We start from the raw sequence: 17,758 nt of genomic DNA, 5'->3' as shown, positions 1-17,758 counted from the left end.
GGTGATGATCCGGCGTCGCGGGCCGATATACTCAAAGCAAACGCTTCTCCACCCGGGCGGCCGCCGCGGACGTGCCGCACCGGGCGTTCGGACGTGGCCCGCCGGCAGGACTTCGGGATGTCAGACCAGACCCGGCCCGGGAACGGGTCGGCGAGTTCGGCCGACGAAGACCACGAGGGGTTGATCCGCCGGTTCGAGCAGGACTGGGCCGACGGCCGGCCCCCGGTCCTGGACGACTACCTCCTCGCGGCCGGGCCGGCCGGCCCCGGCCTGCTCGTCGAACTCGCGCACATCGACCTCGAGTTCCGGATCAAGACCGAGCGGCACGCGAAGGCGGCCGACTACCTCACCCGCTACCCCGCGCTGGCGGCCGACCCGGAATCGGCGGCCGACCTGATCGCCACCGAGTACGAGCTGTCCCGGCGGCACGACCCGGCCCTGTCGTTCGAGGCGGTCGCGGCCGCGTACCCCGCGTACCGGGAGCAGCTCGCCCGCCTCCGGCTCCGGCTGACCCGGACGCTCGGGCCGCCCGGCCGGCCGCGGCCGGCGGCGGCCGCCGACCTGCCGACGGCGGCCGGGTACGCGGTCGTCGCCCGGCTCGGGGGCGGCGGCATGGGCGTCGTGTACAAGGCCCGCGACGAGCGGCTCGGCCGGGTCGTCGCCCTCAAGTTCCTCCCCGTCGAGTACGCCCGCGACCCGGACCGGCTGGCCCTGTTCCACCGCGAGGCCCGGACCGCGTCGGCCCTCAACCACCCGCACATCTGCACCGTCCACGACCTCGGCGACCAGGACGGCCGGCCGTTCATCGTCATGGAGTTCATCGACGGCCACACGCTCCGCGGCGTCCTCGCCGAGCGGCCGCCGGTCGAGACCGTCGCCCGGTTGATCGGCCAGGCCGCCCGCGCGCTGGCGGTCGCCCACGCGGCCGGCGTCGTCCACCGGGACGTGAAGCCCGAGAACCTGATGGTACGGCCGGACGGGTACTTGAAGGTGCTCGACTTCGGCCTCGCCCGGCGGCTGCCGGGGTCCGCCCTGCCGGACGGCTCGACGGCCGCGCGCAACGACTCGCAGGCCATCGTCGGGACGGTCCCGTACATGTCGCCGGAGCAGGCCCGCAGCCAGCCGCCCGGCCCGGCGTCGGACGTGTTCTCGCTCGGCGTCGTGCTGTACGAGGCGGTCACCGGCCGCCACCCGTTCCCGGCCGACAACCCGCTCGACGTGCTCAACGCGATCGTGGAAGACCACCCGGTCCCGGCGGCCCGGCTCGACCCGCGGGTCCCGCCGGCGCTGGACGCGCTGATCGGCCGGATGATGGCGAAGGACGCGGCCGACCGGCCGTCCGCCGCCGAGGTGGACGCGGCCCTGTCCGGGCTGGCGGCCGGGCTGCCGGCGACCGCCCCGCCACCGCCGCCACCGCCACGGCCGACGGTCGGGCGGGCGGAGGAACGGGCGGCGCTCGCGGCGGCGTTCGCGGCGGCCGCGGCCGGGACCGGGAGCCTGGTCTGCGTGGCCGGCGAGCCGGGGATCGGGAAGACGACGCTGGTGGAAGAGTTCCTGGCCGACATCGCCGCCGGGGGGCCGCACGTCGCCCGCGGCCGGTGCTCCGAGCGATTGGCCGACGCCGAGGCGTACCTGCCGGTGCTGGAAGCCCTCGACGCCCTCGTCCGCGGGCCGAGCGGGCCGGCCGCCGCCCGCTACCTGCGGACCCTCGCCCCGACGTGGGCGGCCGAACTCGGCCCGACCGCGTGGGCGGACGGCGCGTCCCCGGCCGCGTCCCAGACCCGGCTCAAGCGGGAGCTGGTCGTGTTCCTCCAGGAGCTGTGCCGGCGAACGCCGGTCGTCCTGTTCCTCGACGACGTTCACTGGGCCGACGTGCCGACGGCCGACCTCGTGGCGTACCTCGGCCGGCACGCCCCCGGCCTGCGGCTGCTCGTGGTCGTCACGTACCGGCGGGACGAGCTGCTGGACGCGAACCACCCGTTCCTGGCCGCCGTCCGGGACCTCCAGGGCCGCGGCGCGTGCCGGGAGATCGAGCCGGACCTGCTCGGCCCGGCGGACGTGGCGCGGTATCTGGACCTGGCCTTCCCCGGCCACGCCTTCCCGCCGGCGTTCGCCGCCGCCGTCCACGCCCGGACCGGGGGCAACCCGCTGTTCGCGACCGACCTGCTCCGCTACCTCCGGGACCGCGGCGCGATCGCCCGGCGGGACGACCGGTGGACACTCGTTCAAGAAGTCCCGGCGGCGGTGGCGGAGATGCCGGAGTCGGTCCGCGGGCTGGTCGGCCGGAAGCTCGACCAACTCGACGCGGCCGACCACCGGCTGCTGGCGGCGGCGAGCGCGCAGGGGGCGGAGTTCGACTCGGCGGCCGTCGCCCGCGCCCTCGGGGACGACCCGGCGGACGCGGAGGACCGGCTGCAGCGGCTCGACCAGGTCCACGGGCTGGTCCGGCTCGTCCGCGAGGACGAGTTCCCGGACCGCACGCTGTCCCGGCGGTACGAGTTCGTCCACGCCCTGTACCACGACGCGCTGCTCGCCCGGCTGCCGCCGGCCCGCCGGGCTGCCCTCAGCCGGGCGGTGGCGGACGCGCTGCACGCCCTGCACGGCGGGCAGCCGGGGTCGGCGGCGGCCGAGGTGGCGGTGCTGTACGAGGCCGGGCGGGAGTTCGGCCGGGCCGCCGACCTGTTCCACGCGGCCGCCCGGAACGCGGCCCGCGTGTTCGCCCACCGGGAGGCGGTGCAGCTGGCCCGCCGCGGCCTCGGGCTGCTCCGCGGGATGCCGGACGCGCCGGAGAGGGCGGCCCGCGAGTTCCGCCTGCAGATGGCGCTCGGGCTTCAACTTCAAGTGACCGACGGGTTCGCCGCGGCGGAAGTGGAAGGGGCGTACACGCGGGCACGGGAACTGTGGGAGCAGGCCCCGGCCGACGGGCCGCTGTTCCCGATCCTGTGGGGGCTGTGGCTCTTCTACAAGGTGCGGTCCGACCTCGGCCGGGCGCACCTGCTGGCGGGCGAACTGCTGGCGCTGGCCGAGCAGTCCGGCGATCCCGCGCTGGTCCTCCAGGCCCGGCAGGCCGGGGCCGTGGTCGCCCTCTGCCGGGGCGAGCCGGCCGCGACCCACCGGCACGCGGAGGAGGCGGCGAAGCTGTACGACCCGGCCCGCCACCGGACGCTCACGTTCGAGTTCGGCCAGGACCCCGGCGTCGCGTGCCTGGCGTTCGGGGCGGTCGCGCAGTGGCTGCTCGGCGAGCCGAAGGAGGCGGCGGCCCGCAGCCGGGACGCGGTCCGGCTGGCCCGCGAGGGGTCGCAGCCGAGTACGCTGGCCCTGGCCCTGCACTTCGCGGCCGTGCTGCACCAGTTCCGGGGCGACGCGACCGCCGTCCGGGAGATCGCCGCGGAGGCGCTGGCGGTGTCGATCGAGCACCGGTTCGCGTTCTGGCAGGCCGGGGCGACGGTCCTCCTCGGGTGGGCGACGGCCGCCGCCGGCGGGCCGGACGGCGAGGCCGTCCTCGAGCAGGGGCTGGCCGCGTGGCGGGAGACGGGGAGCGAGACCTACGTGGCGTACTACCTGACGCTGCTGGCGGACGCCCGCGCCCGGCTCGGCCGGCCGGACGCCGCCCTGGCCGCGCTCGACGAGGCCGAGCGAGCCGGCCGCGCGAACGGGGAGGGGCTGGCCGAGCCGGAGGTGTATCGGCTCCGCGGGGAGCTGCTGGCGGACCGGGCGGCGGTTCCGGCGGAGGAAGCCCTGCGGGCGGCGGTGGCGGCCGCCCGCACCCAGCAGGCCCTCTCGCTCGAGCTGCGGGCCGCGGTGTCCCTCGGCCGGGCGCTGGCCGGCTGGGGCCGGGGCGAGGAGGCCCGCGCGTTCCTGTCCGTGGCCACGGCCCGGACCGCCGGCCTCCGGGACACGCCGGAGATGCACGCGGCGCTGGCCGTACTCCGGGCCGCCGGGCCGTGATTCGTCCGGCTGAATCCTGGGGCGGGACGGCGACCCGTCGAACCGCCCCCGAACTTCAGACGCGTCACTGCGCCGTCCACCCGCCGTCGAGGTACAGCGTCTGGCCGGTCATGAACGAACTCGCGGCCGACGCCAGGAACAGCGCCGGGCCGCGAATCTCGTCCAGCTCGCCCCAGCGGCCCATCGGGATTTTCGCCACGAACTCGGCGTACTTCTTCGGGTCGTCGAGCAGGGGCCGGTTCATCTCCGTCGCGAACGGGCCGGGGCACAGGGCGTTCACCGTCACCCCGCGGGCCGCCCACTCCAGCGCCAGCGTCCGCGTCAGGCCGAGCAGCCCGGCCTTCGCCGACGCGTAGGGCGTGCGGTGCGCGATCCCGATCGCGGACAGGATCGAGCCGAAGTGGATGACCCGGCCCCACCCGCGGTCCGCCATCGGCGGCCCGAACTGCTGCGCGAGCAGGAACGGGGCCTTCAGGTTCGCGTCGATGACCGTGTCCCAGTCGGCCGCCGTCAGCTCGGCGACGGGGCCGCGGATGTTCACCCCGGCGCTGTTCGCGACGATGTCGATGTCGCCGACCTCGGCGGCCGTGCGGTCGCGCAGCTCGGCCACCTCGTTCGCCCTCGTCACGTCGGCGGCGAACGCGAACGTCGCCGCCCCGGTGTCGGCGGCGATCTCCTCCGCCACGGCCTTGCACGCGTCGAGCCGGCGGCTCACGACCACGACCCGCGCGCCGGCCGCGGCGTAGGTCTCCGCGACCACGCGGCCCAGCCCCTGCGAGCCGCCGGTGATCAGGGCCGTCCGCCCGTCGAGCCGGAACGCCGCGAACACGCCCTCCCGCACGTCGGCCATGATGAACCCCCCGTTGCGCTACCAGTGCATGACGAACCCGCCGTCCACGTTGATCGTTTGCCCCGTCACCTGCGCGGCCCGGTCGGACGACAGGAACGCGATCATCGCCGCGATGTCCGCCGGCGACTGCCACCGGCCGAGCGGCACGACGGCCTTGATCTTCCGGTCCGCCCACTCCTCGTAGCTCAACCGGTCGGCGGCCGGGGCCTGGTCGTGCCACGCCCGCCAGACGGACCGGTTCAGCGGCGTCTGCACCATGCCGGGGCAGACGGTGTTGACGCGGACGTTGTGCCGGGCCAGGTCCTTCGCCATGCACTGGGCGAAGTTGATGTTCGCGGCCTTCGCGGCGCTGTACGGCGGGTCCGTCTGCGACCCGATCTGCCCGGCGACGGACGCGAGGAACACGAACGTCCCGCGGCCGGCCGCGACCATCGCCGGGGCCGCCGCGTGCGCGACGTTCACCATGCCCATGACGTTGATGTCCAGCGATTGCCGCCAGTCGCCCGGTTCGAGGTTCGTGAACGGGAACCCGAACTTCCCGGACCCGGCCGCGGCGCAGTGGACGACGTGCTCGACGGTCGGCGACTCGTCGAACGCCGCCCGCACGGCCGCGAAGTCCGTGACATCCACGCGGAGGCCGGCGGCCCGAACGCCGTGGAGCTTCGCGACCTCGGCGGCCGCGTCGGCGACGGCCGCGGACAGGTCCCACAGCACGACGTGGCAGCCCTCGGCGGCGAACGCCTCGGCGGCCGCCCGGCCGATGCCGCTCGCGCCGCCGGTAATCAGGGCCGTGTGCCCGGCGAGGTTCAGGTCCATCGCGTCCGGCTCCGTGGAGGTTCTCAGCGCAAGGCCGTGGTCGGATTCGACAGTTCCGGGGGCGCGTCCGGGGCTTCGCAAAGCCTCAGCCCCGGCCACCCGACAGGTTACCCCTAACACCGGCCACCTGCTAGAACCCGCACGATCAGTATCTTGCCGGGACCCAAAGTCGGCGACCTTCGGCTCGCCCGCCGGCGTGAAGAGGACGTTCGCCGGCTTCAGGTCGCGGTGGACGATGCCGTTCTCGCTTGGGTAGGCCACGGCCGCGAACTGCCCCCCGAGGGCGGCCGCCTGTTGGGGCGGGAGCGGGCGGCGGGCTCCTCGGCTACCGGCTCCGCGGCGGCCCGTGACCGCCCACGAAACGCACCCCACAGGGCCGGCAGCGGTTACCGGGTTGACCGTCGGCCCCGGCGTAAAGTACGATACTCTTCCCACCACCCGCGGCCCCGCGCCCCCATCCCCACGGCCCCACATGCTCCGCGTCCTCGGTTCCCGCAAGCGGTTCTGCGACGGGCTGACCCGCCGGGACCTCCTGCACGTCGGGGCGCTCGCGCCGCTCGGGCTGACGCTCGCCAATCGCGCCCCCGCGGCGGCCCCGCCGGGCCTGGGCGGGTTCGGGTCGGCGAAGCGGTGTATCCTGCTTTACCTCTGGGGGTCGCCCAGCCAGATCGACACGCTCGACCCGAAGCCGGACGCCCCGGCCGAAATCCGCGGCGCGCTCGGGTCGATCCCGACCGCACTCCCCGGCGTACGGGTCGGCGAGGTGCTGCCGCGGACCGCCAGGATGCTGGACAAGGTCACCGTGCTGCGGTCGCTCGGCCACCAAAGCCCGATCCACGGGACGGCGTTCGCGCTCACCGGCGTCCCGGCGACCGACCTGCCGCTGGAGGGCAACGTCCGCGACTCCCGGCACTGGCCGTTCGTCGGGTCGGTCGTGGACCACCTCGCCGCCCGCGGCGACCCGCGGCCGCCGGCCGTCCCGCGGAACTACTGGCTGCCGTTCCCGTTCGGGTCGAAGCGGGGGCCGTCCCGGCCCGGCCCGTACGCCGCGTTCCTGGGGCCGACGCACGACCCGGTGTGGGCCGGGTTCCGCGCGACCGGGACGCGGGACATCCTCCGCGACTCCGGCGACCCGAAGACGCCGACGCGGACGGTCGCCGACCCCTACGCCGGCATCCGGCCGACCGACCGGTTCGAGGCGGCCGCCCCGGACGACACGGTCACGCTCGACCGGTTCGACGGCCGGGCGTCGCTGCTCGACCAGCTGGAAGCGGCCCGGCCGGCGCTCGACGCGGGGGGAACTTACGACCGGCAGCGGGCGGCGGCGCGGGCCGTCCTCGCGTCCGGCAAGCTCCGGGACGCGCTCGACGTGCAGCGGGAGCCGGCGAAGCTCCGCGAGCGGTACGGGATGACGCTGTTCGGCCAGTCGTGCCTCGCCGCCCGCCGGGTGCTGGAGGCCGGCGGCACGTTCGCGACCGTCTGCTGGGACGAGTACGGGCTGGTGAACACCGGGTGGGACACGCACGTCCACCAGACGCCGCGGCTGAAGGACGAACTCGGGCCGGGGTTCGACGCGGCGTTCACCGCGCTCCTGGACGACCTGGCCGCCCGCGGTATGCTGGCGGACACGGCCGTCGTGGTGCTGAGCGAGCACGGCCGCACGCCGCGGGTGCAGAACGTGGCCGGCGGCGGCCGCGACCACTGGGCGCGGGCCTACTCGGCGATGTTCGCCGGGGCCGGGTTCGCGGCCGGCCGGGTCGTCGGCCGGACCGACCGCATCGGCGGGGACGTGACCGAGGTTCCGTTTTCGCCGAAGGACGTGGTGGCGACCGTGTTCCACGTCCTCGGCGTCGGCCCGGAAACCGAAATCCGCGACCGGCTCGGCCGCCCTTACCCGGCCGCCGGCCCCGGCCGCGTGCGGCCCGAGCTGCTCGCGTGAACCCGCCGCGGCCCCGACTGGGGGCGTCAGCGTGTGATTGTTCCCTTCGCCGCTCCCGAAGACGCTTCCTGTCGGTTCGAGGGCGTCCGTTCTTCGGGGCGGCCGTCACTCGGAGAACCGGGGCGTCCGGAGGGCGGCCGCGAGGAGCTCCGGCCGCGAGTGGACGCCGAGGGACTGGTAAATCCGCCGGACGTGGTTGTGGACGGTGTGCCGGCTCGACCCGAGGCGGTGCGCGATCTGCTTCTCCGCGTGCCCCTCCAGGAGCAGCCGGAAGACCCGCCGCTCGGCCGGGGTCAGCGCCTCGGGACCCGCCCGCCCGGCCGTCTCCCAACTGCACGTCGACGGCTCCTCCAGGATCGCCGCCAGCCGCTCGTGGACGCACGGGACGTGGCCGAAGTCGATCCGGACGCCGTGCCCGACGGCCGACCGGGCCACCCGCGCGTCGTCGATGAACGTCCCGTTCCGGCTCCCCTCGTCCACCAGCGTCGTCCCCTCCGCCCCGACCAGCAGCGTGGCGTGGACGCGGGAGACGGCCGGGTCCGGCAGGTACACGTCGCACGCCGGCGACCGGCCGACCGTGAACCGGCCGACCTTGAGGTAGAAGATCGCCCCCGGCGCGGCCGTGAGGACGAGTCGCACGACGGGCGACATGCGGTCGGCTCGCCGAGGGTGGGGATGTCAGGGTGAACGCCGTCACACTGTAACACATCCCCGCCGCGGATCAAGCCGCGACAACCCGGGCACGACTGACCTTCGTACCCGCGTCCGCAAGTGCCGGCCGGCCCGCGGCCCCTACCGCCAGATCAGCCGGACGGCCGCCGCCGTCACCGCCGCCGCCGTCACGACCCAGCCCAGGCCGTAGCTGATCGGCGTCTTCACCACCGAGTAGAACCACACGGCCGCGGCGAACGTCGCGACGGCGAACAGCAGGTGCGTGAACCACTGGAGGTAGCGGAACGCGCCCCCCCGGCTGGCCTGCTGGCCGCGGACGACGCTGACGGCGACCTCGACGCCCCAGGCGACGAGCAGGGCGTAGTTCGCGGCCGCCACCACCGGCGTCTGGCGGCGGGCGATCTGGGCGAAGTCCCACTCGAACCAGACGCCGACGGCCAGGTACGCGTGGGCGGCGTAGGCGGCGAACCCGAACGCCCAGAACAGTTGCCAGTACCGGTAGACGGCCGGCGGGGCCGTCCCCAGGTCGTACAGCAGGAACAGCACGAGCGCCGGCAGCGCGAACGCCAGCGCCAGCCACGCCGAGTACACGACCCGGGCGAACGTCAGGTTCCCGGCCAGCCGGCTGGTCAGGCTCGGGTTGGTCTCCAGCAGCGACGGGATCGGCACCTGCCCGGCCTCGGCCGCCAGGTTGCCGGCGGTCAGCAGCAGCGCGAACGGGACGAACACGTTGACGAACGGCCGGTACCGCTCGTAGGCGGGCGGGTTCATGCCGCGGCCCTCCCGTCCGGGAGCAAGCGGGGCGGGCCTTCGAGCACCTCGACGGTCGTCGTCGGCCGCCCGGTCAGCCGCTCGATGTACGCCTGCCACTCCTTCAGCCGCTTCTGGTCCGCCGGGTCATGCCGGTCGGCGCTCGCGACCCACACGGTCGAGACGTACGGGAACGTCTCCCGCAGGTACGCGAACACGTCGACGAAGTGGAGCAGCTTCTTCTCCTGCTGGGCGGCCGGCGGGGCCTCCGGCGGGACGCTTTGCATCCGGGCGTGCGCCTTCGGCCCCTCCGTCTCCGGCGGGATCGGCAGGTGGACGTTCAGGTCGTCGATGATGAGGCAGAACACCTCCGCCTTGTACGCCACGGCCATCTCGCAGTGCTTCCGCATCCGCTCCGGGTCTTCCAGGATTTTCACCGCCGAGATCATGTACGCCCCCTTGCGGCGGGCGACGTACTCGCACCCCATCGACACGGCCATGCCGCTGCGGATGATCGGCCGGCCGCCGACCACGAGGTAGTGCCGCTGGTCCCGCGTGTCCTTCGTGTGGGCCGCGACCGCGTCCTGGAACGCCCGCAGCTCCGCCTGCGAATCCGCGGTGAGGACGGCGTCGGGGTCCGGGTACTTGATGAGCCGGACGAAGTTGAACGGCATCCGCGAGAAGTCGAACATCCGCTTCCGCGGGACCCAGACGCCGAACGCGAGGTAGAGCGCGATCCCCCCGCCGAGGACGGCCGTGGCCGCCCGCCACGCCCAGACGTGCTCGGTCAGCCCGAGGGTCACGACGGCCGCCACCATGCCCAGGCCCCAGTAGAAGTCGTCGGTCACCCAGTCCAGGATCAGCTCCCGGTGATCGACCTTGAACGCCGCACTGCCCCGCCACGTGTCCAGCCCGTAATCGACCGCGTCCTTGACCACCGGGGCGATCAGGATGAGGCCCATCGTCCACGGCGGCCAGCCCCATTCCTGGACCTTGAGCACCCACACGACGCCGACGAAGAAGCCCATCGTCGCGTGCGACATCTGGTTCGCCAGCCACGCGTACTCGGCCGTGTACGCGACGGTCGCGTCCGAGCCGAACGCATTCCGAAAGAAGCCGCGGGCGATCTGCCCCAGGGTGGCGAACAACCCCGGCGTCGGGTCTGGGGTCACGGTCATGGGAGGGCCTCCGGTGCGGGGTCAAATTCCCTTCAGGTATTCGAGCAGGGCCTTCAGCTCCGCGACCTGGGCGGGGGTCGGGGTCCGCTCCTCCCGCGGCCGCCGCCGCTGCTCGTCGGTCAGCTTGTCGTCCGCGGCCCACGCCCCCCACGGGGGGTAGTGGTGGCCCTTGTTCGAGTTCCCGCGGACGGCCGTGTCGAACAGGAAGTAGTAGTGCTTGTCGTGCGGGACCGGGTTCTTGTGGTCCACCCCGGCCGGGACGGGCGGGGAGTGGAAGCCGACCCGCTCGGGGTCGTAGGCGTTGCGGCCGCGGTAGAACCTCGCCCGCCGGGGCTCGAGGCCGATCAGCTCGGCGAGCGTCAGGACGCTGGCGTTGTGCAGGTACGGGCCGCGGAGGAACGCCCCGCTGATCGGCCCGTTGTAGTACCCGTCGGGTGCCCGCAGGTCGGCGGCCGTGAACGTGGCCAGCGGGTGGTCCTTGCGGAAGTCGGCGGCGAACGGCGGCTCGCCGTCGGCCGGCCGCCGGAACTTGTCGGCCACGACCCGCGGGATGTCCCGCTTGTGCCGGAACTGGATCCGCTCCGGGTCGGTCCGGAGGCGGGCGATCGGCGTGACGTGCCCGAACAGGTCGGGGTGCTCGGCCGTCGTGGCCGGCCCCCACGCGCCGGCCGCGTCCCGCGGGGCGTGGCACGCCCCGCACGTCTGGTCGAGCGCGCCGCCGCCCCACATCCACTCGTTCGCCCCGCGCGGCCCGCCGTGGCAGTGGTAGCACTCCCGCCGATAGACGCCGGCCCCGACGCCGGCCAGCTCCTTCTGCGCCGCCGTCCGGGCGAACGCCGGGAGCACGTCGTCCCACCGCGGGACCGGCGGGTTACGGGTGAACTCGGCCGCCGCCTTGATGTGCGCCGCGATGGCCGGCTGGGCGAGGTTGTTGACGTTCGCCCCGGCCGTCGAGGCGGCCAGCGAGCTGCGGGCGATCAGGTCCCGGACGCTGCCGTCGAACTGCGCCCACGGGCCGTGGTACTTGTGGTCCTGGTGGAACACGACGGGGATCTTCGAGAACCCCTGGTCCATGCTGTGGTCGTTCGCCGACCACCCCGGCCGCTCCAGGTGGATGCGGACGAGGCTGCGGAACGGCTGCGTCCGGGCCGGGCCGGCCATCATGTACCGCGGGTCGAACAGCTGCGGCGGGTCGTACGGGGCGTCCACCACCTTCTGGTACGCCGTGGTCTCGCCCCGCGCGGCCGCCAGCCAGAGGGCGGTGAACAGGCTCTGCGCCGTCGTCATCTCGTCCAATTTTTTCGCCTTCCGCGCGGCGGCGACGGCGGCGACCGACAGGACGTAGTCGGACGCCGGGTCGTCGGGCGTCACCCGCTTCACCAGCACCTTGCGGATCGCCTCGGAGAAGGCGAGCAGGTTCATCGTCGGGTTGCCGACGCCGGGGAGCACCTTGCCGGGCTTGTCCGGGTCCGTCTGAATCTCGGCCGCGTGGCACGCGGCGCACGACAGGCCGACGAACTCGACCGGCGACCCGGCCCCGCTCCCCGGCCGGTGGTACGACTTCACGAACCCGACCGGCAGGTCGCCGGCCCGCCGGATGAACCCGTACTGCTCGACCCAGTCGCCGGCGGCCGGCGGGGGCTTGCGGAACGCGGCGAAGTACGCCTCCAGCGGCCGGAACTCCTCCGGGAAAAGGTCCGGCAGTACCTCGAACGCGACGACCGGGGCCAGCTCCGTGCCGATGCTCCCGTTCACGAACGCGTCCTCCGGGTCGGCCTTCGGGACGTTCCGGGCCGCCCACTGCCGCTCGCCGACGACGAGGACGAGGGTGACGACGAGCGCGGCCGCGGCCACGACGAGGGCCAGGGCGCGGAGGATGCGGACGGCCGGGTGGGACGGGGTCATGGCGGGGTGACTCCATTCGGCGGGCGCGGGTCGCGGATTTCGATCAGCCGGATCGCGTCCGGGCCGACGTTCAACAGCAGCTGGATTTCGCGGAGCCAGGCGTCGCGGCGCTCGACCCAGGCCCGGTACGTGCCCGAGTTCGCGGCCCCCGGGTGGCCGGCCAGCACCCAGATGGTGCTGATGCCGTCCTCGTCGTGCTGCGGCTTGATCGGCCGGGTCTTCCGCCCGAACGACCGGAGGACCTCGACCCGCGACTCGAGTTCGTCCTTCGCCTCCTCGAGAACCTCCGCCGGGGCCGGCGGCTTTTTTTTGGGGTCCGCCGCCGGCGGCGGGGGCGGCGGCGGGCCGGCCGGCATGACCTTCTCCAGCTCCCCGAGGGAGACCTCGACCTTGCTCGGCGATTGCTTGCTCGGCTGTCGTGGGGGCAGCCGCTCGCCGGCCGCTTCTTGCAAAACGTCCACGGGGATGTCGGCCTTCTGGTCCGTGGAGTTTCGCGCAACGTTCCGGTAATACCGGAGGCTCTTGGTCGGCGCGACGCGGGACGGCAGCTTCGTCGCCACGTCCAGGTCGTCGATGATGACGCACTCCAACAGATCGACCTGCGCCCGCTCCAGGACGGCGGGGTGTTCCAGGACGCCGACGGCCGTGAGGTAGCGGACCCGCGTGCCGGCGAGGTCGTTCGCGTACTTCGCGTCCGCCCGGAGCTTGAACGCGTACTCGCACCCCATGCTGACGGCGAGCTTCGAGCGGAGTTCCGGCGTGCCGCCGTAGATGACGTAGTGCCGCTGCGGCGGCCGCTTGCCGGGTTCGGCGGCCACGACCTGCTGCCGGAAGTCGGCCTCCAACTGCTCCCACCCGACCTCCGAGGTCGGCCCGAACGCGATCTCGTCGCGGCCGGACAGGACGGCCAGCCGGGTGTAGTTGAACGGCATCCCGGACGCGTCGAACGCCTGCTTCTGGTTCTGCCAGACGGTCCCGGCGTACCCGAGCCAGAACGCGAGGCACGCGGCCAGGCCGACGACCGGCACGACCCGCCGCAGCCGCTTCTCCTCCCGCGTGAACCAGGCCATGATCGCGGCCGCCAGGAACATGCCGGTCCACCAGAAGGAGATGTCCGTCACCGAGTCGAACACGAGGCTCGCCGTGTTCGCCTTCACCGGCGACCCGGCGTGGCCGGCCGCGTCCAGGAGGAGGTCCGCCACCTCCTTCGCCGGGATCGCGGCGAACAGGAGCACGACGTAGAAGTCGGTCGGCAGGCCGACGAGCCGCCGGCGGACCCAGGACACGACGCCGCCGGGCGGGGGCTTCGGGTGCCCCCGGCCGGGATGGATCGCGAGGACCACGAACAGCCAGCAGACGGCCAGGCAGAAGCCCATCATGGCGTGGGCCATCTGGTTCGAGTTCCAGGTGTACTGGGCCGTGTACGGCGTCAGGTCGTCCGACCCGAAGGCCATGCTCACGACGTACTGGAGCGGCGATTGGCGTTCCGCGGCCACGGCAGGCGCTCGGCAGAGGAAGGGCAGTGTAACTGTATCATCCGGCCGCCGCCCGTCGGAACAATGACCTAAAGAGGTCATGCCCCCGCCCGGCCGGGTCGGGTAGAGATTCCCCACCGCCGTCGGGCGGCGGGGTCGGTGGCGAAGATCGACCTGTCCAGCACGGCGAAGGCGACCGGCGGGGCGATCCGGTTCAGCCCGACGGCCGCGGCCGTTCCCGCCTGACGAACTCCCGCCGCGATTCCGCGAACCTCTTCCCGATTTCCGCCCTCTTTCCTGGCAAGTCCGGCGACGGGCCGCGTTCGATCCGCGGCCGGCCGCCGGGACGGATTGCAGACGGGCCGGCGCTCGGTTGGGTCTCATAAGCCCGATGGCTGGGTTCGACTCCCAGGTCTGCAACTCGCGGGGGCGGGTGCCCCGGCCGGCGTCGCGGCGCGACGCCACGGCCGCCCGGTTCGAGTCCGGGCCGCCCTCGAAAACGACTCGGTGCGCGAACGGGAATAGCGGTCAGGTCGAGAGCCTGATGTTTGTGGGTTCGACTCCCACCCGGGTCACTGAACAATGGGGTTGTGGTCCAACGGGACGACGCTCGCCTCGCACGCGGGAAATCGGGGTTCGACTCCCCGCTCCTCCACTGTTGAACACGGGCCTGTGGTCTAACGGGATGACGCCGGCATGGCATGTCGGCAATCCGGGTTCGATCCCCGGCGGGTCCACTGACGAACGGAAGGGAGCCGGACACCGGTTCGCCGGAACACGCTGCTAACGTGTGCCGCCCGCGTGGGCGGTGTGGGTTCGACTCCCACCCCTTCCGCTGATGCCCTGGTGGTGAAACGGATTTATCATTCCACGCTTCGAACGTGGCGTTCCGGGTTCGAATCCTGGCCGGGGTACTTTGATCGCGTGGTCCAGCGGCGACGACGCCTCCCTGACACGGAGGAGAGCGGTGGTTCGAGTCCACCCGCGGTCACTACGTCCTGTTGGTTGCATCACACGAGTCCGTCCGGCTCGTGTCCCTTCCTGCCATCTCCTTGTTCGCCCCGTCCACGGGGCGGCACGGTCCGTGCATTCCCCGACACGCCCGCCCTTCATGTCCCGCAGGAGGCTGCCATGACTGCACGCACCGGGTTGGCCGTTCGCGTTTGGTCCCTCGTCGTCGCCGACGGCCTGAACGACGACCGGCCCGACAACGACACCGCTCACGACTGCACCGTCGGCCCGGACGACGGCACGGCCGTGGTGCCCGCCGTCCCCAAGCAGGAACGTGCGTGACGCGGGAACGGCCGTGCCGAAAAACGTCTCCGATTGTCCTGTCGCGCGAACGCTGAAGATTTCACCGCCGCAGGCGCGATCCTTGCAACGTCGGGGCGGGGCTGAGTCCCCCGCCGGTCGGCCGCTTCGGTCGCCCGGACACCTCTTCGAGGGAATGTGATGCGAGCGATCATGATTTGTGTGCTGGCCCTGTTCGGCCTGGGCACGTTGGCCGACGACGCCTCGGCGCTCGGGAAGCGGGGCCGGAAGCGCGGCCGGGGCAACGACTGCGGGGCGGTCGTCGCCCCGGCCCCGTCGTCGTGCTGCGGGGCCGGTTACGGCCAGCCGATGTACGGCCAGCCGATGTACGGCCAACCCTGGCACGGCCAGCCCGGCGTCCACGGGGGCATGTCGTATCTGCAACCGGGCCAGCCGGTGCAGCCGTCGGTCGCGACGGTCGGCTACCCCGTCTCGATGCCGTCCCGGTGACCCGTCCCGTGCCGCGGGTCGATCGACCCGCGGCACGGAACTGCCCATTCACTTCCCCCGCGCCTTCCCCTCCTTACCCGCGACGCCAGAACCCTTCGAACAAACGACCCCTCGACAACCGCCGAGTCGGCGTTCCCGCGCCGGCCGGTCACCCCGAAGGGAGCCAGGCCGCGAGCGACCGGATTCCGTTGCGGGCGGGCGTGGCGTGTGGGAGGATCGGGGGACGGGAGGGTAGTGGGCATGACGGGGGAAGAGTGGGACGGGATTCGATGGTTCGACGACGCCTTCTCCGTCCTTGCGTCGCAGCCGCACGGGTACGACCGGAAGTTGCGGCTGCTCACGTGCGCCTGCTTCCGGTCGAACTTGTCCCGCTTCCCTTGTCCGGCCGCGGGGGCCGTGATCGACGAGTCGGAGCGGTACGCGGACGACCCCGGCCGATACCACGTGCTCCGAGATGCAGTCGCACGCCTGCGAGTCGCGGGGTGGGACGACCCGCTCCGACTCGTCGTGGTCGCAGCGGTGACCTACTCGGCGAGCTATCGGGACGCCGTGAGCCGGTACCGCTCGTCGATCCAAGAACTCATTAACTTTCTCACCGCCCGACGCGGCCCATTCGCGAGTCGTCACGCTGAGGTCGAGTGGCGTTGGGTCGAGCAGTTCGCCCTCCTGACGTTGCTCCGCGACATATTTGGCAACCCCTTCCGCCCCGTCGCCTTCGACCCCCGGTGGCGAACCCCCACCGCCATCGGCGTGGCCCGACGGATGTACGACGCCCGCGAGTTCAGCGCGATGCCGATCCTCGCCGACGCGTTACAGGACGCGGGCTGCGAGGACGAGACGATCCTGGGCCACTGCCGGGACGCGGGGCAGCTCCACGTCCGCGGGTGATGGGTGTGCGACTTGGTTCTCGGCAAGGCGTGAGGGCGGATGATGACGGAAGCAGAGTGGCTAGTTAGTGAGGACTGGCGGTCAATGCTGTCCCGCTTAGCCGGCACGGTCGGCGAGCGGAAGGGCATTTTGTACGTGTGCGGCGGCCTCCGGACCCTCTGGGCGTTGCTGTACCACGACGGTTCGCGGAACGCGGTCGAGGTGGCGGAGCGGGCTGTGGACGGGGCCGCGACCGAGGACGAGGTGATGGGTGCGAATGCCGGGGCCGAGGGGGCGGGTTACGGCTGCGACTTCGACCCTCGGTTCATTCGGCAGTACATGGCCGGCGGCGACTACTCGCCGGGCGTACGGCGGCTGGTGGAGATGGGCGTGTTCACGGAGGCGGGCCTCCGCGCGGTCGTGTCCGAGGGGGCCGAGGTGATCGGGGACCAGGCGGTGGTCGATCGGCTCAACAACGCGGCCCACATTGCGGAGCACGGGACGGAGACGAATAACCTCGGGTGGTGTGAGGGCGGGGCGAGTAAACACCTCACCCAACACCTGGCTGCCGAACCGGATTGGCCGGGCGGTTGGCTCGTGCGGGAAGTGTTCGGCAACCCGTTCCGCCCCATCGCCTTCCACCCGTCCTGGCTCACGCCCACGGCCGTCGGGATCGCCCGCGGCGTCTACGACGACCGGGCGTTCGACCGGCTGCCGATCCTCGCCGACGCGCTCCAGGACGCCGGGTGCGAGGACGAGCAGGTGCTCGCGCACTGCCGGGGCGGCGGGCCGCACGTGCGGGGGTGCTGGGTCGTGGACGGGGTGCTCGGATTGAAGTGAGGGCCAGACATGCCGTCGTACGGTCGCGGCGAGTACATCGAGAAGCGGGCGAAGTGGGAACTGGTCGCGTGGGTCGTCGTCCTGCCGGTCGTCGGGCTGGCGCTCGTCGCGCTCGGCCTGTACGTCCTGTGGGACCGGTGGCGGGAACTGACGCCGGCCGACGTGCTGCTCCAGGTCGTGTGGACCGTCCTGCTCGGGGTCGTCCTCGGGGTCGGGCTGCCGGCCGTCGCGCGGAAGGAACTGCGGCGGCGGGCCGGGCCGGTCACTACAATCGGCCCCGGCGGGCCGCGTCGGACGGCCCCTGCGAACCCTGGGAGGCGACCATGAAGACCATCATTGCGGCGGCACTGGTGCTCGGGCTTTGCGGCCTCGGGCGGGCGGCGGACAAGGCCGACCTCGTCGGCACGTGGGCGTGCGAGTACTCGATCGGCGACATGAAGCGAACGTCCACGCTGACGCTCAAGAAGGACGGGGACAAGTACGCCGGCACGATGTCGTGGCCGGACCAGAAGGACGTGAAGCTGACGGACGTGGCCGTGAAGGACGGGGAGATCACGTTCTCGGCCGACCGGGCGGTCATGGACCGGACGTTCACCGTCAAGTACAAGTTCAAGGTCGAGGGGGACAAGCTCAAGGGCAAGGGGGCCATCGACGCCGGCGGCGAGACCCGCGAGTTCGACATCGAGGGGAAGCGGGAGAAGAAGGACAAGTAACGGCCGCCCCGCCCGAAACGCAAGAGGGCCGGTCGTCACGACCG

Annotated in this window: 15 protein-coding genes, 5 tRNA genes and 1 pseudogene; 13 read left to right on the top strand and 8 right to left on the bottom strand. The window is 72.9% G+C overall.

Annotated elements, in window-relative coordinates; genetic code table 11:
• Positions 1 to 117 precede the first annotated feature (117 nt).
• Positions 118 to 3,948 carry a serine/threonine-protein kinase gene (locus AC5JJ2_RS01920; RefSeq protein ID WP_495856272.1) on the top strand — a complete coding sequence of 1,277 codons (3,831 nt, stop codon included), beginning with the start codon at positions 118 to 120 and terminating at the stop codon, positions 3,946 to 3,948.
• 64 nt (positions 3,949 to 4,012) lie between these two features.
• Here AC5JJ2_RS01920 and AC5JJ2_RS01915 read toward each other — a convergent pair whose 3' ends face one another.
• From AC5JJ2_RS01915 to AC5JJ2_RS01905, 3 genes and pseudogenes are all read right to left on the bottom strand, one after another.
• Positions 4,013 to 4,798, bottom strand: a complete 786-nt coding sequence (locus AC5JJ2_RS01915; RefSeq protein ID WP_495856271.1) for an SDR family NAD(P)-dependent oxidoreductase — start codon at positions 4,796 to 4,798, stop codon at positions 4,013 to 4,015.
• A gap of 18 nt (positions 4,799 to 4,816) precedes the next feature.
• Positions 4,817 to 5,614 carry an SDR family NAD(P)-dependent oxidoreductase gene (locus tag AC5JJ2_RS01910; protein WP_495856285.1) on the bottom strand — a complete coding sequence of 266 codons (798 nt, stop codon included), beginning with the start codon at positions 5,612 to 5,614 and terminating at the stop codon, positions 4,817 to 4,819.
• A 150-nt stretch (positions 5,615 to 5,764) separates the two neighbouring features.
• Positions 5,765 to 6,088, bottom strand: a pseudogene (locus AC5JJ2_RS01905) (protein kinase domain-containing protein); the annotation flags it as partial.
• On the opposite strand from AC5JJ2_RS01905, the gene AC5JJ2_RS01900 reads away from it, so the two are divergent.
• Positions 6,087 to 7,553 carry a DUF1501 domain-containing protein gene (locus AC5JJ2_RS01900; protein ID WP_495856270.1) on the top strand — a complete coding sequence of 489 codons (1,467 nt, stop codon included), beginning with the start codon at positions 6,087 to 6,089 and terminating at the stop codon, positions 7,551 to 7,553. The pseudogene AC5JJ2_RS01905 and the gene AC5JJ2_RS01900 sit on opposite strands and share 2 nt — an antisense overlap.
• A gap of 105 nt (positions 7,554 to 7,658) precedes the next feature.
• Here AC5JJ2_RS01900 and AC5JJ2_RS01895 read toward each other — a convergent pair whose 3' ends face one another.
• From AC5JJ2_RS01895 to AC5JJ2_RS01875, 5 genes are all read right to left on the bottom strand, one after another.
• Complete coding sequence (locus AC5JJ2_RS01895) at positions 7,659 to 8,204, bottom strand: FHA domain-containing protein (RefSeq protein ID WP_495856269.1); 546 nt, start codon at positions 8,202 to 8,204, stop codon at positions 7,659 to 7,661.
• Between the two features lie 141 nt (positions 8,205 to 8,345).
• Positions 8,346 to 8,996: a hypothetical protein gene (locus AC5JJ2_RS01890; protein WP_495856268.1), complete on the bottom strand. Its 651-nt coding sequence runs from the start codon at positions 8,994 to 8,996 to the stop codon at positions 8,346 to 8,348.
• Positions 8,993 to 10,153 carry a hypothetical protein gene (locus AC5JJ2_RS01885; RefSeq protein WP_495856267.1) on the bottom strand — a complete coding sequence of 387 codons (1,161 nt, stop codon included), beginning with the start codon at positions 10,151 to 10,153 and terminating at the stop codon, positions 8,993 to 8,995. The genes AC5JJ2_RS01890 and AC5JJ2_RS01885 overlap by 4 nt, the downstream gene beginning before the upstream one ends.
• 21 nt (positions 10,154 to 10,174) lie before the next feature.
• The gene (locus AC5JJ2_RS01880; protein ID WP_495856266.1) at positions 10,175 to 12,058 is read right to left on the bottom strand and encodes a hypothetical protein; all 1,884 of its coding nucleotides are present in this window, start codon (positions 12,056 to 12,058) and stop codon (positions 10,175 to 10,177) included.
• Positions 12,055 to 13,554, bottom strand: coding sequence for a hypothetical protein (locus AC5JJ2_RS01875; RefSeq protein ID WP_495856265.1), 1,500 nt, complete (start codon positions 13,552 to 13,554; stop codon positions 12,055 to 12,057). The genes AC5JJ2_RS01880 and AC5JJ2_RS01875 overlap by 4 nt, the downstream gene beginning before the upstream one ends.
• A gap of 480 nt (positions 13,555 to 14,034) precedes the next feature.
• On the opposite strand from AC5JJ2_RS01875, the gene AC5JJ2_RS01870 reads away from it, so the two are divergent.
• From AC5JJ2_RS01870 to AC5JJ2_RS01820, 11 genes are all read left to right on the top strand, one after another.
• Positions 14,035 to 14,108: transfer RNA gene (locus AC5JJ2_RS01870), tRNA-Leu, on the top strand.
• Positions 14,109 to 14,199: 91 nt separating this feature from the next.
• Positions 14,200 to 14,270, top strand: a tRNA-Ala gene (locus AC5JJ2_RS01865).
• A gap of 9 nt (positions 14,271 to 14,279) precedes the next feature.
• Positions 14,280 to 14,368, top strand: a tRNA-Ser gene (locus AC5JJ2_RS01860).
• Positions 14,369 to 14,373: 5 nt separating this feature from the next.
• Positions 14,374 to 14,447, top strand: a tRNA-Arg gene (locus tag AC5JJ2_RS01855).
• A gap of 4 nt (positions 14,448 to 14,451) precedes the next feature.
• Positions 14,452 to 14,524, top strand: a tRNA-Val gene (locus tag AC5JJ2_RS01850).
• A gap of 140 nt (positions 14,525 to 14,664) precedes the next feature.
• A complete protein-coding gene (locus AC5JJ2_RS01845) occupies positions 14,665 to 14,826 on the top strand; it encodes a hypothetical protein (RefSeq protein WP_495856264.1) in 162 nt (53 codons plus the stop codon).
• Between the two features lie 159 nt (positions 14,827 to 14,985).
• Positions 14,986 to 15,294 carry a hypothetical protein gene (locus AC5JJ2_RS01840; RefSeq protein WP_495856263.1) on the top strand — a complete coding sequence of 103 codons (309 nt, stop codon included), beginning with the start codon at positions 14,986 to 14,988 and terminating at the stop codon, positions 15,292 to 15,294.
• Positions 15,295 to 15,534: 240 nt separating this feature from the next.
• Entirely contained in the window at positions 15,535 to 16,182 is a 648-nt protein-coding gene (locus AC5JJ2_RS01835) for a hypothetical protein (protein WP_495856262.1), read from the top strand.
• A gap of 84 nt (positions 16,183 to 16,266) precedes the next feature.
• Positions 16,267 to 17,001: a hypothetical protein gene (locus AC5JJ2_RS01830; RefSeq protein ID WP_495856261.1), complete on the top strand. Its 735-nt coding sequence runs from the start codon at positions 16,267 to 16,269 to the stop codon at positions 16,999 to 17,001.
• A gap of 9 nt (positions 17,002 to 17,010) precedes the next feature.
• Complete coding sequence (locus tag AC5JJ2_RS01825) at positions 17,011 to 17,328, top strand: hypothetical protein (protein WP_495856260.1); 318 nt, start codon at positions 17,011 to 17,013, stop codon at positions 17,326 to 17,328.
• The gene (locus tag AC5JJ2_RS01820) at positions 17,325 to 17,714 is read left to right on the top strand and encodes a hypothetical protein (protein WP_495856259.1); all 390 of its coding nucleotides are present in this window, start codon (positions 17,325 to 17,327) and stop codon (positions 17,712 to 17,714) included. Before AC5JJ2_RS01825 ends, AC5JJ2_RS01820 begins: the two co-directional genes overlap by 4 nt.
• Positions 17,715 to 17,758: the final 44 nt, after the last annotated feature.

Source organism: Limnoglobus sp. (genome assembly GCF_059499385.1).
Note: the sequence above shows the minus strand (reverse complement) of the source record. Positions and strands in the feature narration are given on the sequence as shown.